Raw genomic sequence first — 17543 nt, 5'->3', positions numbered from 1 at the left:
AACGTGCTTGTTCTGACCCAAATTTCTCGACAAGGAGTCTTTTATGAGCAACGCTCACCCCTCTATAGATCCCATTACCTTGTCTGTCGTACGTGGTGCCCTAGAAACGGCGCAGCGTGAGATGACAACCACCTTAGAAAAAACCGCTCGTTCGAGTGTCTTTAACTTAGCTCATGACTATAGTAATGCGCTGTTTGATCATCTGCCTGAGATGATTTTGCAAGGGCAAGACATTCCCATTCATTTAGGCTCACTGATGCCCGCCATGAAAGCCGTCGCCGAATATTATGGTGATGACATTCATGAAGGCGATGTGATTTATCATAACGATCCTGTGATGATGGGCAGCCATATCCTAGATTGCTGTATGTATAAGCCGGTGTTTTATAAAGGTGAGCTGGTCTTTTGGACGGTCTGTAAAGGTCATGTCACTGATATCGGTGGCCCTGTGCCAGCCGGCTATAACCCTGATGCCAAAGAGATATATGCCGAAGGCTTACGCATTCCGCCCATTAAGCTGTGGGAAAAAGGCGTCAAACGCCATGATGTCATTAATTTGCTGCACAGCAATATGCGCTCACGCCGTAATCAAGAAGGCGATCTCAATGCCCAGTACGGCGCGTGTGCCGTCGGTGAGCGTAATATGATTGCGCTGCTAGACAAATATGGCATTGAGACGGTACGTGGAGCGATTGAAGAGCTAAAGAGCATGGCTGACCATCATATGCGCTCGTTAATCTCGTCTATCCCAGATGGCGATTATCATGGCGAGGCGGTATTAGAAGACTCAGGTCATGGCTTGGGTGATATGACCATCAGCGCCGACATTGTCATCAAAGACAGCGATGTACATATTAAAATCACCAGTCCGCCGCAAGTCCCTTATTTTATCAACTCTTATGCTGGTAACTCGATGTCTGGGGTATTGCTTGGGCTAATGATGTTTGCCCAAGTAGAGCCGCCGTATAACGAAGGTTTATACCGCTGCGTTACCGTTGATTTGGGTGAGCATGGCACCTTATGTAATGCCAGAGAACCTGCGCCGCATGTTAACTGTACAACCACACCGATGGAAACCTTAACCGATGCGGTACGTATGGCATTTGAAGCAGCAGCACCTGAGCGCGTTACCGCGTCTTGGGGGCATTCATCAGGGATTAATATTGCTGGTATCGACCCAAAAACTGGCGAGCAATACGTCACCATGATTTTGGCGTCTATTATTTCAGGCGCAGGCGCCACCCAGCAGATGGATGGCTGGCACGCTTGTGGGCCATTGAGCTGCTTTGGCGCGCTAAGTTCGGGAGATATTGAGCTGTTAGAGTACCAGTATCCTATTTTAATCCATAAATATGGCTTGGCAGAAGACAGTGGCGGCGCAGGCGAGTACCGCGGCGGTTGTGGTACGGTTTGGGAAGTTGAGCCATTAGACCATACGATGACGGTTATTGCCTTTGGCGAAGGTCGCCAGCATCCTACTATGGGCGCCGGCGGCGCGGAACAAATCTCACCTGAGCTCAAAGTTGGGCGTCTAGAGATACTACATAAAGACGGGCAAACGGACTTATATAGAAAAAACACCGTTACGGAAATCACGCCGGGTGAACGCGCGCGCAATATCAACCCGGGTGGCGGCGGTTACGGCAGCTCATTTGATCGCGATATTCAAGCGGTCATCAAGGATGTAAAAGAAAGGATTATCTCAATTGCTGCGGCAAAGATTGAATACGGTGTGGTACTTGACCCAGAAACTTTGACGCTAAATGAAGCTGAGACTGATTACTTACGCCGCCAGATAACCGCATAAAACACACATTGAACTTTCATGATTGAGTTAAGGATGACTTATGAACAACGATTTTCGTATTGGCGTTGATGCTGGCGGGACTTTTACAGATTTTGTCTTGGCAGAAAAAACCGGTGACATTCATCTGTTTAAAGCGCCATCGACCCCAGAGGATGGCACCTTAGCCATTGCCAATGGTCTCCAGCAAATTGCCAACAAGTTTAACCGTCCTATCGAGGACATCATTCAAGCCTGCGATTTGTGCATAAATGGTACGACCGTCGCACTAAATGCGTTGATTCAGATGACGGGCGTAAAAGTAGGATTGCTATGTACCAAAGGACATGAAGACAGTATCGAGATACGCTTAGGGCACAAAGAAGAAGGACACCGCTATGATGCCAGTTACCCGCCGGCACCACAAATTGCTACGCGTGACCGCCGCTTTCCTATCCGTGGTCGTATCTTAGCAGACGGCAGCGAACACGAGCCGTTAAATGAGCAAGATATCCTCGATGCGATTGAAGTGTTAAAACAGCAAGACGTGCAAGCGGTTGCCATCTCTTTTGTGTGGTCTATCCGTAATACCGAGCACGAACAGCGTGCCAAAGAGCTGATTGAGCAGCACATGCCGGGGGTGTTTGTCTGCTGCGGTAGTGAAGTATATCCGCAGATTAAGGAATATACGCGTACCTCAACGACATTGGTCAATGCCTATTTAAGCCCCGTTATGGCGTCTTATGTACATAAGATTGATGATTACTTTAAGGCGCTCGGCGCTGAGCAGCCTGTTCGTTACTTTCAGTCGAATGGCGGGCTTGCGGTCGGTAACATCATGCGCGAACGGGCGGTTAATGCCATCAACTCAGGACCGGCATCAGCACCGCAAGCAGGACTGTATATTGCCAGCGCCTTTGGCATTGATAACATTATCACCGTTGATATGGGCGGTACGTCTTTTGACATCACGATGGCCAAATCTGGCCGAACCAGCCTAAACCGTGATATTGATTTTTTACGCAATCGTATTGGCGTGCCGATGATTCATGTCGAAACGCTGGGCGCAGGCGGCGGCTCTATTGGTCATGTGAATAATTTTGGTATGTTAGAGGTAGGGCCGCAAAGTGCTGGCGCGACCCCAGGTCCAGCTTCTTATGGTAAAGGCGGTGAGTTGCCAACGGTCACCGATGCCAATCTGGTGTTAGGCTATCTTGAGCCAGATGCGGTGCTAGGCGGCTGCGTGACTTTGGATAAAGACAAAGCGCTGCAAGCGGTACAAAAACATATCGCCGATCCATTAAAGATTGAATTGGCACATGCCGCCTTTGGTATCAGTGCCATCGTCAATCAAAACATGGCAAATGGGATTCGCCGTATTACCATTGAAAAAGGCTATGACCCTCGCGACTTTGCCCTTATCTGTGCCGGCGGCGCAGGTGGTATGCATATTGTTGATTTGGCAGAAGAGATGGGGATTGGTACTATCTTGATACCAAAGATTGCCTCATGTCTCTGCGCCTTTGGTCAAATCATCTCTGATATTAAATATAACTATCTTGCCACGCAGATGATGATTATTGCGCCAGATTCAGAGCTACAGTCGCTTAATGCCACCTTACACGAGCTAGAAAGCCTAGGCGTACAAAAGCTGCTAGAAGATGGCTTTGTAGAAGATGATATCATCATTGAGCGTACTATGGAGATGCGTTACGTCGGGCAGGTGCATGAGTGTAATGTGCTGATACCCAATGGCAAGCTTAATACCGATAGCGTGCAAACGATTTTGGAAGCCTTCCATCACCGTCATAAAGAGCTCTATACTTATGATGAGCGTGACAATAAGGTCGAGCTGGTCAATATCGAAGTCGCTGTCATCGGTAAAATCAGTAAGCCCAAGCTACCAGAGCTTGCTAAGCAACAAGGTGATGTCAGTCAAGCGCAAGTCGGTAGCCGTGAGATGATCATGGATCAAGAATACGAATGGATTGATACGCCTATTTATAATGGTGAGGAATTTGGTGCAGGAGCATTGATTGCAGGTCCGGCGCTTATTCAAGAGCCAACCACCACGATTGTGATTAAAAAAGGCTGGCGAGCAGAATTGCATGAAACGGGCACTTATAAGCTGACCAAAGCGGCTTAGCTTACTGTTCTTTTATCACTATAACCTTATAAACTTCCCATCAGGCATTAAATCTCATTTAATGCCTGATTTTATTTTTGATATCATATTTAGTAGGTATCATATTTAGAAATCCAGTCGTCATACAGGTATGATATAAAGGAGAACGACATTTTATTAGCTGGCATGATACCTAAATGCCTATCAATTTTGTGATAGCTATTTTTACACACAGAGTATTCAAGGATGAATGCAAAATTACCTCCTTCCTTATGGTTACCTCCAACGCCTCCGATAAGCGCTCCTCAAACGTTAGACGCGTTTGATTGGAAGCGCACCATCAATGACACCTATTTTGATCTCAATGTCAGCTTTCGCCAACCAAGTCAGTTTTCTGGTTACTTGCAACACGCCAAGCTTTTGGATATCGGCGTATCGCATTATCATGCCAATACCGTATATTATAAACGCAGCTTAGCAAGCAATCAGTCTAGTCACGGCAACAGTAATAACCGTAGCGACGACAGTATTTTAATCACCTTTCCTGTTACTGGTAGCGTTCGTTTTGCGCAAAAAAACCGCCAATTAATCTCAAACCCGGGTCAGTTTTTTATTGAATTATCAAACTTACCTTACGAGTTTTATCATCTGCAAGAAGTATCGTTATATGTGATTAAAGTGCCATTAGCGCTATTAAGCCCGCAAATGGGTACGATAGAGCGGCAGTTTGCCCGTAGCCTGTCTATTGATGAAGGGGCTGGCAGGTTGCTGGTTTTTCAAATCAGACAGATATTAGAGCTGATTCAGCAGCATAGATTGGCGGCTTTAGAGATTAAAATCCTAGAGCAGCAGCTGCTTAACCTTATTGTATTGACATTGAGCGCCCCGAAAGAGGTGATGATGAGTAGCAGCTCGTCCATACAGTCGGTGCACCTAAAGCGCATCGAGCATTACGTCTATTTGCACCTAGAAAACCCTGCTTTGACTCCAGCAATGGTCGCTGCTGCTTGTCATATATCGGTCAGATACTTGCATAAGCTGTTTGCTGAGTTGCCCTATAGTTTTTCGGAATGGGTAAAGGAACTACGCTTAAAGCAGGCCAATCATATTTTAAAAACCAAAAGCTACGTAACCATCGATGAAGTGGCGCATAGAGTCGGTTATGGTGACCAAGGTTACTTTGCTCGTATTTATAAGCAGCATTTCGGTTATACGCCGCGAGATACGTCAGGCACAGGCACAGAATAGTCATTGTTATGTACTCTGTCATGCAGTCGCTGTATGATTTGCCTATTAAGAATAATAACCACAGCGCAAGCATTTATATTGGGATTAGGATTGGGGGAGAGCTGAGATGATCAACGTTATGAATGATGACGTGGCAAAAGTAGAGATATATGAAAGCGCTGATGGAAAGGCACAGGTAGACGTTCGCTTCGAGCAAGAGACTGTCTGGCTTACGCAAGCACAAATGTCCGAGCTATTTGGTCGTGACCAATCAGTGATCTCACGTCATATTGCCAATGCTATAAACGATGAAGAGATCGCTGAAAAAAGCAATATGCAAAAAATGCATATTGCAAATTCTGACCGCCCCGTGACATTTTATGACTTAGATGTGGTTATCTCAGTGGGGTATCGCATCAAATCTCCCCAAGGTGTGCAGTTTAGACGCTGGGCAACGCAGCGCCTACGTGAATACTTAGTCCAAGGCTATACACTTAATCAAGAGCGCTTTGATAAAAACTCAAGCGAGCTACAACAAGCATTGAATTTAATTCGAAAAACCGCGCAAAGTCCCGAGCTTAAAACTGATGAAGGACGCGGCTTGGTTGAAATTATCAGCCGTTACACACAGACATTCTTATGGTTACAGCGCTATGATGAAGGCTTGCTTGATAATCCTGCAGGGCAAGAGGGCGGTATCTTACCCAGTCCGACTGAGGCGATGGCAGCACTAACGGATTTAAAAGCGCAGCTGATAGATAGAGGTGAGGCGACTGAGCTATTTGCTAAGCCTCGCGGTGATGGTTTGGACAGCGTGCTAGGTACTTTAGAGCAGACGGTGTTTGGTGAGCCTGCGTACCCGACTATCGAGAGTAAAGCGGCGCACTTACTGTACTTTATGGTCAAAAATCATCCTTTTACCGATGGCAATAAACGCAGCGGCGCTTTTTTGTTTGTAGATTTTCTGCATCGTAATAATCGACTGCTCAATGATAAAGGTGACATGGTCATCAATAACACCGGGCTTGCTGCATTAACCTTATTGGTCGCTGAATCTGACCCCAACCAAAAAGAAACCTTGATTAAATTAATTATGAATATGTTGTCGTTAGAATCTTGATAAATAGGCTTATTGTCAGCACCATTTAACCCATTAAAAATACATAACGCCAATAATAAAAAGCACAGTCTAACGACAAAATTAAAGGAAATTCACTATGTTTAGCATGATAAAAGACTGGCGCGAGCAGCGCATATTGGACAACAGCGAGTTTACCCATGTTGACTGGCTGCAAGCCGCTCAGCGTATTGTCATACTTGATAGGCTAAACGAGGATGAGCTAACACGCCTGTTTGAACTGGCGACGTTGTTTTTGGCGGATAAGTCGATTACTGGCGCACAGGGTTTCGAGATTACCGATGCGGTCAAGCAATCTATCGCCTTACAAGCTTGCCTGCCTATTTTAAACCTAAGCCTTGAGTGGTACGCTGGCTGGTCGGCCATTATTATTTATCCGGGTTCCTATAAAAGCGAAACCACCACCGTCGATGAGTTGGGGGTTGTCCATGAGGGCAGTCAACACCGTAGCGGCGAAGCGTGGCTGCGCGGGCCTGTCATTCTGTCATGGAAGGATGCCATACACTCAGGCGAGCGCGATGGTCATAATGTGGTCATTCATGAGTTTGTGCATAAGCTTGATATGCTAAATGGTCGTGCCAATGGCTTTCCGCCGCTACAACCCGATATGGATCCTGCGCACTGGACTGAAATTATGAGCCGCGACTTTGAGGATTTTCAAAGCCATCATAAATCAGGTCTCGACCGTTATGGCGCGACCAATCCTGCGGAATTTTTCGCGGTGCTCAGCGAAGTATTCTTTGAAACGCCGCAAAAGCTGATTGATGCTTATCCTGATATTTACGACATAATGGTGAAATTTTTTCGCCAAACGCCGCTATGAATGAAAGGTGTCTTGGTAAAAGCGATTAGAAAAAAACCATACTTACGAGAATATAAATTTCATGAAAAAATTGCTAATTTTAATTTATGCTTTACTGATAACACATACAGCCTATGCTATCAACGAGCCCTCACAGTATCCTAAAGAGCTGCAAGAATTAGGATTATATATAGATTCAACACTCGATAAAATCAAAAATATACCTGATAATAATGAAGATTTCTGTTCAACTCAGTCAGCTTTTGCTTTCAATATTATGGAGATGAGACAAAAAGGGGTTGATTATAGTGATATTTATCATTTAATGAATATAAACAACAAAGCAGATTTAACGACAAAAGGGATGGATAAACTAGATAGTTATAAGGGCGTTTTTGAGGAAGCGTATGATTATCCAGTATATGAAAGCAAAGAGGATAAGGGTACTGCTACTACCTTCTATATGACCTATAAAAATCATCAATGTTTACTCAGCTTATAAATATTTCTACGGATTTTTCAGTCGCTAATTTCTTAATTATCCGTTTAATAGCTTAGAAAACAGATGAAAAGGGCAGTGTATTTATTTAATAGCACTGCTCATTATTGTTGGCTTTTATGAATATAAGTACTTGTTTTTATAGATAAGAATTATTTAAACCGTCCATTGTTCATTGACAATAGCAACCAGATAACGTTTGCCTTGGTACTCATCAAATACCAAGCGCATGATACGCCAGTCCATACCAGAGTATTGTTCTGAGCCTTTATGGTAAAACTCAACAAACTCTGAATTGGGATAAATTTCCTTTAAATTATTAATCATATTGCCGCTGTGCTTAAACTCATTAACGCTGATACTGGCATTGTTATAGGTATCGCCATCGACCCACGTTTCCAAGTATTCTGGGAGCGGAATCACTAACGGCTCACCAGAGCCATCACGTTCACCCCAAGTAAAGCGGATTTTAGATTGTTGTAAGTACTGCGCGAATTGTTCACGGCTAAAGACTTTATCGGTCTCAGGGCGCACATAGGCATACATGGAAAAACGCACGCCGCGCGTCGGATGAATGTCGTTGGTAATGCGCGCAAAGTCGTTGTTCGCTAGGGCACGCTGGATACGTAAGGCTTGCTGTCTAAGTGTTTGCTGGCTCATATCGGAGATAACGGGGGCTGAGGTGTTGCCATTTTGTTGGCTGGGTATTTTGACGCTAGACTCAGCGGAAGATGAGCAGCCGGTCGCAACAAGTATGGAAGCAAAGCACGCCGCAGTGGTTAATTTATACAAACCTGACTGAAAAATATTAAAACGAGATGATGACATCATAAAAATATCCTTATCGTAGCTTATTAAAATTAGAATAGCTTGAAACCTAGGTCATTACTGGTTTACATCGGTGTTTGCTTATCAGTAGCGATTATTTATCAATAGTACTCATAACTGCCCAAAGTTGATAATGTTGCTGTGTAAACGGGGTTTTGGTTTAAAAGCTTAATTGACATAATAATAGCGTAAAACGATAGTTTATATTCTCTTTTATGAATATAATACATCATAAGTCGTAGCCGATGGAGAGCGCCATGCAGAAAACCATATTTTCTATCATGATGTTAATCATAGGGTTTTTTGCCATGTCTGCGACCGCCAATCTAACAGAAGCCTTGCAGACGACGTTTGCCATGAAAGTCACGACCATCGCAGATATGTACCAACAAGATGTGGATAATCAGGGTCAGGATTATCCAGTGGTTTTGCACCAATATGGCAGCCCACAGCTAAAAGCGGCCATGCAGCTTGAGCGGGATTATTTTGCTAGAGAGCAAATGTCTTGTCATATTGGTTATGATGTTTTATGGAGTTCGCAAGATCCTGATTATGAGCAAGATAAGCAGTTTGCAGTGACCGAGCAAGGATTGGTGCAAGTCAGCTTGGCACAAGGCGATGATGTGTATTATGAACTGTCATGTAAGAGCGTTGATAATGACGTGGCTTGCCAAGTGACGGATGTCATCCTAGATGAGGATGGGAAATCTTTACGCGAGTATTTACTAAAGCATTGTCGTTAGCTGGCGCTGAGGTTTTAAATGAAAATTTTAAAGTCGGTGCTGGTATTAATATTAAATGCGAAGATGAATATTGTAGATGTTTAAGTTTGGCTGGAAACGAACGACAATTATTGCAGATGAAGTTGAATAAAAATATTGTGCACGTAACTATTAAGCCCGTTGGTTTGTTTTCGCATAATGTATATTATGTTAAACTAAGGGTACCATACAATAAGTTCATGGGATTATAATTATATGATAAACCCTTATTAAGGTTGGTTGATGATTGATTAATTCTCATACGTACTAACTATTCAGAAAGTCATCTTCATCAACACTAATACAGTTACTAGCTAAGCTGTCTTAAGAAGTCAATGTACAGAGCTATCACTGATCCTATTGTATTTGTAATCGAGTTTAACGTATTAAACCATGTCGCTAGTTAACCTGTTTGATAAACTTGTTCTACTCATCATTGCTAAGTTTACTACCTTCATACTGCATAATAAGCCCTCTGAATCATCTGTCATTCCTAATCATCACCTAATAACCAAATCACTCATCAATCGATTGTTGGTAGCTTAGCCGACTTCCTCATTAATGCGAATGTGCTTGAACTACATTAGGTACAGAAGTATTCGCCACCAAGTGACAATCAGCTCAAAGTAAAAGCAATAATCCTTCTGGATACCTATTACTCTATATTCTTGATAAGAACGTATACAAGCTCTGACAATGCTCCTACTTGGCATCTCAGTAAGTCCAAGTCTACATACACCTTATAGCTGCTATTATCATAGCTAACTACGTTGTAATACGTTTTCATTTAGAGTCATCAAAAGAGCCTTCCAGATTAGTGAAACACTCATTGGTCTTTTCTATCATCTCTCGTTCTTCCTGAGACATCTTAATCTAAAGCATTGAGTTGATACCTTCCAAATTTGCACAGAACAGTACTATCACCCTGATTAAGGTATTCTGTGCGAGTACAGGAGCACGGTTTTTCGTGCAAATATGTCGAAGGACTCTATTGCCAACAGCAAACAGCACTCTTGCTTTTAATCTATATAAAGTTTATTCCTTCAAACGCCATATATATCAACAAAAAAATAGCTTACTCCTTCTTTCTCCACTATACTATAATTATCCCCAACCTTCACTTGGGGATAATTGTACCTAAAATACTTAATTTTAAAGGGTTTTATGTCTTAATAGATTAATAACCGTGTCCATTTCAGTGTCCAATAACTATCTATATTTTCCAAAAGATACTTTTTCAGAATTTATAAAGTATGTGCAAAGATTATTCTAAATCTCAGTATAGAGTTAATAGATTAACATTCACAATTTACCTTGCTTATAAAACTTACGGATGTGCATTATGGCTGTCGACAATTTAAATGATATTAATATACTTGAATGCCGAGATAAAGATTACTCGGTTAGTGTCTCAGGTATTGCGGGCCTAAGTATTCGTATTTATCCAAATGGTAAAAAAGAATATTACTTGAGGTACGCTCATCCGCATATCGATGGTAAGCGTCCTAGAATGATGCTAGGTAAGGTCGAAGAAATCAGTCTATATGAAGCTAAGCATAAAGCAGAAAGTATACTTAAGATGGTCGCACAAGGCTCTGACCCTAAAGCTATCCATAAAAAAGAACAAGTCAATAAGTATGCTCATCTAAAGAACGCCACATTTTCTGAAATTACACAAGCGTGGCGAGACCACAAAACATCAAGTCGTAATCGTAGCAATTCTAGAAAGCGTGCGTTTAGTGAATCTACCCTTAAATTTTGGGATTTATGTCTAGGATATATGTGTCGCGAGATTGGCGACTTAAGAATGAACGATATCACGAGCGAGATGATATTAAGTGTGTGTGAGGCGATTCAGAATAATGAAAATCAAGCAACCTTCGTTGGTGCAAGCACTCGGCTTTATACTGAAAAAGTCTTCTCATTCGCTGTTGCAAGAGGATTATGCGATAGAAACATAGCTATTGATACGCGTGGCGAGCTCGCACCTGCCAGCTCAGGCAACCATTTACCAGCCATCACTAAGCCTGATCAGTTTGCCACTCTCCTAAACGATATGTCTAATTTTGAAGGTGCAAGTAAGATTACATTGGAAGCAATGAACTTATTACCATATGTTTTTGTGCGTAGTATCGATTTGCGGTCTATGCGATGGCAAGATATAGATTGGGATAACAAGCTATGGGAGTTTTCTCCTACTAAAGGCGAAGGTCGTGAGGATATGGTATCGCACTTAGTTGTACCTCTAGCCACTCAGGTTATTGAACGCTTACGAAGAATAAAAGCAATTACAGGTCATAAAGAATATGTGTTTGCATCGATGCGTGCCTCAAGCAATAGCTATATTAGTAAAGCGACTCTAGTACAGATATTCCATAGGCTTGGATACAAAGATGTTCAGTGTGCTCATGGATTTCGAGCATCGGCCAAAACATTGCTTATGGAACAATCTGAACTACGTTACTCAGATATTGTGACTGAGCTGCAATTAGGACATCGAATAAAGGATACGCATGGTGGCGCTTATAACCGATTGGATGAAATCGATACTCGAATACTCATGATGCAAGATTGGGCTGACTATATAGATAAGCTGCGAGACTCTGTATGAAAACTACTTTAAGCTGATTATATCATTCAATTTTCATTGCTTTGTAGAGAGTATTAATATAATATTAAATCATAAGAGACACCTATATAAAAGTTCATATATTCGTAGGATTTGATTCAAATGCTGAAAATAAAATCTATTACTCTAAACAACTCAGCTCAGCTTAGTCTATTGTTTGATAGCACTACTACACTTCCCTGCTTATATCCTATGCTTTATATTAATAGCTCATTGAAGTTTAAAAGTGAATCAACACAACGAGCTTACTTGCAGGGCATTAAGCAGTGGTACGAGTTCTGGGAAGAAAAACATAATCAGTCATTCTGCAAGTATTTCCGTGAACATAAATCTAACCCTAATTTGATGATTAAAGAAATAGACAGCTTTATATTATATTTGGAAAATATGCGGGTAGTTGACCAAAAGCTAATTAGATTAGGGAGCAATCCTTCAATTAATTACAATACGCTTGCACATCGTTTGCGGGCTATCCTCAGCTATTTGAATTATTTATTAGATACCTTTAGTCAAGTACACGGTAAATCTATAAGCCCTGAAATAGCTAGATATAAATCTACACTTTCCCAAAAGTCTGATCTTGTCAAAAACTTATCCTCTAATCACCATAAAGCCCATAAAAATGGGACAACCTTTAAAAGTCTTACAGAGGAAATGAAAGAAGCTCTATATTCTATTATTTCGCCTAAAGCACAAGAAACCTTATTTAAGGGTAAAGATGCGCAGTTAAGAAACTTTCTAATTGTACATCTGCTTTTGAACTATGGCTTGAGGACTGGCGAGCTATTACTCTTAACCCTTAACTCAATTAAGACTGATTTAAAAACACATAACACCTATCTGCTAATAACTGATACACATGATAGAACAGACAATCGTATAACAAAGCCACACATTAAAAACGCTCAATCCGTTCGAACCATATTATTAGAAAAACGTGATGCTCAATTTATTCATATGTATATCAACAATATTAGATCCCAAAACTCTAAAAGCCACATGCTATTTTTGTCGTTACAAGCACCCTACTCACCCCTTAGTAAATCAGGCTTCAAAAAGATCATAGCTACGATAAATGAGAAGATGAAAAGTAAGTATCCTCAGTTCTTTGATAAGAATTATGTAGATTCAATTGATAAAATTTCAGCTCATATTCTTCGGCATACATGGGCATATATGATGCTTAAACATAGTTATCAATCACATTTAGGTAGTTACAACAAGGCGCAGGCAATGGAGAACGCTATTGAAAATTTAAGAAAGATGGCGGGGTGGTCACTCAATAGTACTATGCCATACCTATATGCCAGCCGATTTATCTCAGAAAATGCCAATTTAGCTAATATTCAAAGAATTACAAAAGTGGGTGCACACTATGGCCAATACTAATTTAGCACTACAGTTTCCTGATTATTCGAGTCATCGTTTATTTTCTGAGGCTCAGATAAGTAAAATTGAAAGTCTGCATATTCCTACTGTAATTCGTTTTATGCTTGCTGATAGGCATGAAACGAAATTTATCAACTCCACCTCCAGTACTTGGGAGTTTCTCTACTCCGGCAGAAAAGAATACATAGATTTTACTGAAGAAAAATATTTAGATAAGCATGAGATTAAGTTGTTAAAGTTTTTTTTAGCTTACTACTCCCAGCTCAATAGCCCTGCCTATTTATCAAAACACTTTAAACAAGTCAGGTCTAACTTTCAGAATTTGATAAAAAGCGGCAGCTCTTTTAGTTATGTGAATTTCAGAGAAATTCTTCTAGATTTAGCTGTAGATGAATCTAAAAGTAGAGAATACTATACACTAAAGAACTTTGTCAGATTTTTGATAGCTGAAGGTTTTGAAGGATTTAGTGAAGAAGATGAGCTTGATCTTGAAATATTAGAAAGACCAAAAACTTTCAACTCAAAATTATACTATCAAGAAATTGAAGATCCTATTAGTAGGCCTACGGTTACAATGATACAAAACGGTTTTGCGAAACTGAATTCAGAGATTACTAAGAGACAATCAATAGCAGACAATGTCATTAAAAATGCCTCTATCCTTGGTCTTATCTATGTAACTGGTATGAGACCCGTTCAATTATCAAAACTTTCTGTTGAAGATATAAAGATAGACACTTATACGGAAGAAGGCGAACATATGCGTTACAGCATACTTGTGCCTTATGCAAAACAAGGACGATTCAATCATGCTAAAATTTCTATAAAACTACCTGAAGAAATTGCTACAGTTATTTTGCAATATATCAAACAGTTCAAACTACCTATGAAACATCAGCTTTTTAATTTAGGTAATTCTGCAGTGACTTACTGTACTACTGCCATCAATGAACAAATCTTTAGATTCTCACCGCAGGAATATCAGAAACGAGTTTTAAGTAGTGAATTAATCCAAATTAAATATACAAGCTCTCAATTCCGTCATCACGTAGCTCATTCAATGGCACTATCAGGGTCAAGTGCTGAAGAAATTGCCTATGTCTTAGGTCATTCATCATTAGTCACAGCTAGGTATTATATTTTTTCGTCGCCCAATCTCGCTCAAACTCGAGCCATCGCACTCGGTAGAAATCCTGTTTACCAACAAATAATAGCCATGCTAATGACTGGTGATATTATTACTCATGAGCAAGATCATGGAAAGAATATAATAGGATTTATTAATAATAAGATTCACATCAATATAGGTAAATGTAACTATAAAGCCAACTGTTTCCTTGAACCTGTGCGTAGTTGCTATGGATGTGTCTATTTTCACCCTTATGAACATGGTCATCATGAAGAGGTTTTAGAATGTGTTCAAGATGAACTAGAATCGATCATACATATCTCTGATGCTGTTTATAACTCATCAAATCCAATTATTTCTATTCATGAAGCTACTAAATTTGAAATACAGTCAGTCATTAAGCGCTGTAAGTTAAATAGTGAGTTGAAAAATGCAGATGACTAATTACAGTAAATTCATTGATGAGCAAAAAGTGTTTTTTAAAAAAAACTTATACAAACCAAATGATGCCTTGTGGGAAGATAGTTTTTGGTTAAAGACTGGTGTGGGTTCAAGCTGGCTACTATCAAGGAACAAGCTAAGCCTCAGCTTTGTTTCTACAAGCAAAGTAAGAGGGCTATTAAATATAAATATATCTGAAGAGTATCAAGAATTTTGTAAAGCCATGCTAGTGTACAGTTATCGCCAAGCTAATGGTAACGTTTCACCACAAAAGCTTGTTGCTGAACTTTTAGTGTTAAAGCGTTGGTTTTATTCCCTACAAGAGCTTACCTCTGACACTCACCCCAAAAAAATATCGACAGAAATTCTTAACCACGCCTACCTTTTATTAAAGAATAATAGTAATGCTGCTAACCTTCCAAATCATGCTGGAATATTCAGAAGACTACAACACATAGTGAATAAATATGGATTCACTTCTAAGAAGCTAGAGTTCGAAGTTGATTTAAAGTGTTTTGGTAAACATAACAGAACACCAAAAGCAAAAATAACTAAAGAGCTTCTTAAATATAAAAATATTGATGAAAATGAAATAAACACAGAAAAATTAATCTCGATTCAGACATTTATAAACATTGCTTCGCTCAAAAATTTTTGTCAGAGTGAAGGTGAAAGAATACTTCTAAACTCACTATTTTTATCTATCGTGACAGGATTCCGTTCGACTGAAATAATAATGCTGAAGAAAGACTGTTTAATTGAAAAGCCTATATTAGACCTGCAAACCAATAAGCCTATAAGTGTTAATGATAAAGCGCAATATATGCTTGGGATACAATATTATGGTGCAAAAGGAGCTGGAGAGAGAATTCACTGGGTTGAGCCTTCTACTACTACGCTGGTTAAAAGCATTATACAAGATACGTTAAAAATTACCGAAAAATATCGAGAGCACCTAATTTATTTGAGGCAGAAAGATTTAAAAGACTTTCTTCCTAAGAGTATTGATGAAATTCCTGATGATTTAATCGAGCTAGATGACTTAATCGATCATTTATTTATCTCAAGAAAAAGAAAAAGAGGTCGTGCTGGTCGAAGAGATGCAATATTAAGTGTGTTCAGACATGCTCAAGTAAAACCTGATAAGACAATTAATACTGGAACAGGTGAGCTAAAGTTTTATAGTAAAAAAACTTTAAGTAAATTCATTAAATCAACAGAAAATTATGCTACCGAAGAACCTATAAACAAAAAATTTGAGTTTGAGGGTCGTATAGTCAATATTCCCTATGAGGATCTGTTATTTATAGTTCAATATGGTAGCACTACCTTATCTCGGGGTGTAATCAATAAAGCAAATATTACGATACTAGAGAACCGTGTTATAAATAATTTTTTAGGTACAGGTAAAAATAAATCAGTATTTGAAAAGTACGGCCTTAAAGATAGCGATAATCAAGCCTCTAAAATATCGAGCCATATTCCACGCCATAATATTAACACCTTTTTAGCTATTGCTGAGATCTCAGACCACTTGCAAGCAATGTTAATGGGTCGGGTTGATGTTGAGCAAAACAAACACTACCAACACTTGAGTATTAAGCAAATCAGCCAAAATGCCAGTTTAGCTAGTAGCAATAGTCAATTTCAAACATCTAAGGAGTTAATGGCAGTTTCAGAACCTGTGCAACCTGCAGAGAATAATGCAAAAAGCCCAATTGATGACATCTTAGAATATGGTTTGATGCTCTTTAGCAACGATAAAGACCTAGAAAACAACTTGAAAAATAATCTACATACGTTTGATAGTACTATTGAAATATCGAATTTTATTGAGCAATCTATGGGTGATGGTTACTTCGAAGATATTGCTAAAGCTTTTAATGAAATAGCTCCTACAGAGCCAGACAAAGCGAAAGAACTCATAGATACCCATGCCTACTTACATCCCCTACCCTTTGGCTCGTGTATGCGTAATATGGCGGCTCACGGTTGTCCCAAGCGACTAGCGTGCCAGTCAGGTGCGTCCTGTGTCAATTTTACGGTGACAGGCCGTTTGGGCGAACTTGAAAATTTAAGACTTACTAAAGATAGACTGACTGATCAAGCTAAAAGCTTAGCTGATAATTCTGAATTTACACTAAGGATAAAAAAGCAAATTCAGAACCTTGAGGGTTTCGAACAAAAAATTATGGTCGGCTACAGTAATAAAACTCCTGTAAATATATATAGTGCAATAGATACTGAGCATTCCCAGCCAAAGACACTTGCTGAACTATTTTCACTAGAATACGAAAAGATAAAAGCTAATGATGAGGAAGAAAGCAAATGTTAAGAGGTAGTGAGCTTAATGAAGCTATCGAGAACGAGCTTAAAGAAATGGTACAAGAAGGCATTAAAAAGGCCCCTATTTCAAATACTGCTCTACATAAGAGACTAATTGCCAAAGGGCATATTAAAGGGGGTCTGAGTACGCTTAGCACTAAAGAACGTAAAGCATTAATTCAAAAATACACCATGGAGCAGCTCTTACCATTGAACTTGAATGAAAAAGAAGAGCAGCTATACGTCAATAAAAAGACACGTCAAGCTCTTCTTGACACCAATAAAGGATTAAAAGAGAGGATAGCTGAACTTGAAGATGAGCTGAATCAAAATACTGTTACCCTCGTAGAAATTATTAATCAAGTAAAGTTGAAAACTAATCTTGAGCTAGATGACTTACTTTCACCCTACTTAATATCTGAACTCAAAAGTCAGTCTAGGGCGTGTTGAACATTGGATATAAATTC

13 protein-coding genes are annotated in these 17543 nt (G+C 40.1%); 12 read left to right on the top strand and 1 reads right to left on the bottom strand.

Going from position 1 to position 17543, the window contains the following annotated elements; all coding sequences use genetic code 11:
• The first annotated feature begins 43 nt into the window (after positions 1–43).
• The 6 genes from CXF58_RS02170 to CXF58_RS02145 all read left to right on the top strand — a co-directional run bounded on the left by CXF58_RS02170 (position 44) and on the right by CXF58_RS02145 (position 7577).
• Positions 44–1807 (top strand): caprolactamase subunit beta, encoded by a 1764-nt coding sequence (locus tag CXF58_RS02170; protein WP_102076428.1) that lies wholly within the window; start codon positions 44–46, stop codon positions 1805–1807.
• 40 nt (positions 1808–1847) lie between these two features.
• Positions 1848–3929, top strand: coding sequence for a caprolactamase subunit alpha (locus CXF58_RS02165; RefSeq protein ID WP_102076427.1), 2082 nt, complete (start codon positions 1848–1850; stop codon positions 3927–3929).
• Between the two features lie 225 nt (positions 3930–4154).
• The gene (locus CXF58_RS02160) at positions 4155–5156 is read left to right on the top strand and encodes a helix-turn-helix transcriptional regulator (protein WP_102076426.1); all 1002 of its coding nucleotides are present in this window, start codon (positions 4155–4157) and stop codon (positions 5154–5156) included.
• 106 nt (positions 5157–5262) lie between these two features.
• On the top strand, positions 5263–6255 hold the full coding sequence (gene rhuM / locus CXF58_RS02155; RefSeq protein WP_102076425.1) for a virulence RhuM family protein/type II toxin-antitoxin system death-on-curing family toxin: 993 nt from the start codon (positions 5263–5265) through the stop codon (positions 6253–6255).
• Positions 6256–6352: 97 nt separating this feature from the next.
• Positions 6353–7096, top strand: coding sequence for a M90 family metallopeptidase (locus tag CXF58_RS02150; protein WP_102076424.1), 744 nt, complete (start codon positions 6353–6355; stop codon positions 7094–7096).
• A 61-nt stretch (positions 7097–7157) separates the two neighbouring features.
• On the top strand, positions 7158–7577 hold the full coding sequence (locus CXF58_RS02145) for a hypothetical protein (protein WP_102076423.1): 420 nt from the start codon (positions 7158–7160) through the stop codon (positions 7575–7577).
• Between the two features lie 153 nt (positions 7578–7730).
• Here the strand turns inward: CXF58_RS02145 and CXF58_RS02140 are convergent, their stop codons facing one another.
• On the bottom strand, positions 7731–8405 hold the full coding sequence (locus CXF58_RS02140) for a hypothetical protein (RefSeq protein WP_102076422.1): 675 nt from the start codon (positions 8403–8405) through the stop codon (positions 7731–7733).
• Between the two features lie 254 nt (positions 8406–8659).
• Between CXF58_RS02140 and CXF58_RS02135 the strand changes: the two genes are divergently transcribed.
• The 6 genes from CXF58_RS02135 to CXF58_RS02105 all read left to right on the top strand — a co-directional run bounded on the left by CXF58_RS02135 (position 8660) and on the right by CXF58_RS02105 (position 17526).
• Positions 8660–9145, top strand: a complete 486-nt coding sequence (locus tag CXF58_RS02135; protein WP_102076434.1) for a hypothetical protein — start codon at positions 8660–8662, stop codon at positions 9143–9145.
• Positions 9146–10505: 1360 nt separating this feature from the next.
• Positions 10506–11774, top strand: coding sequence for a tyrosine-type recombinase/integrase (locus tag CXF58_RS02125; RefSeq protein ID WP_045455641.1), 1269 nt, complete (start codon positions 10506–10508; stop codon positions 11772–11774).
• 120 nt (positions 11775–11894) lie between these two features.
• Positions 11895–13181, top strand: coding sequence for a site-specific integrase (locus CXF58_RS02120; RefSeq protein ID WP_102076420.1), 1287 nt, complete (start codon positions 11895–11897; stop codon positions 13179–13181).
• Complete coding sequence (locus tag CXF58_RS02115; protein ID WP_102076419.1) at positions 13168–14754, top strand: site-specific integrase; 1587 nt, start codon at positions 13168–13170, stop codon at positions 14752–14754. Before CXF58_RS02120 ends, CXF58_RS02115 begins: the two co-directional genes overlap by 14 nt.
• On the top strand, positions 14741–17086 hold the full coding sequence (locus tag CXF58_RS02110) for a hypothetical protein (RefSeq protein ID WP_102076418.1): 2346 nt from the start codon (positions 14741–14743) through the stop codon (positions 17084–17086). The genes CXF58_RS02115 and CXF58_RS02110 overlap by 14 nt, the downstream gene beginning before the upstream one ends.
• Positions 17080–17526: a hypothetical protein gene (locus tag CXF58_RS02105; protein ID WP_102076417.1), complete on the top strand. Its 447-nt coding sequence runs from the start codon at positions 17080–17082 to the stop codon at positions 17524–17526. The genes CXF58_RS02110 and CXF58_RS02105 overlap by 7 nt, the downstream gene beginning before the upstream one ends.
• Positions 17527–17543 lie beyond the last annotated feature (17 nt).

Origin of the sequence: Psychrobacter sp. Sarcosine-02u-2 (assembly GCF_002836335.1) — a bacterium.
GTDB lineage: Bacteria > Pseudomonadota > Gammaproteobacteria > Pseudomonadales > Moraxellaceae > Psychrobacter > Psychrobacter faecalis.
This window is presented reverse-complemented; position numbering and strand designations above follow the sequence as displayed.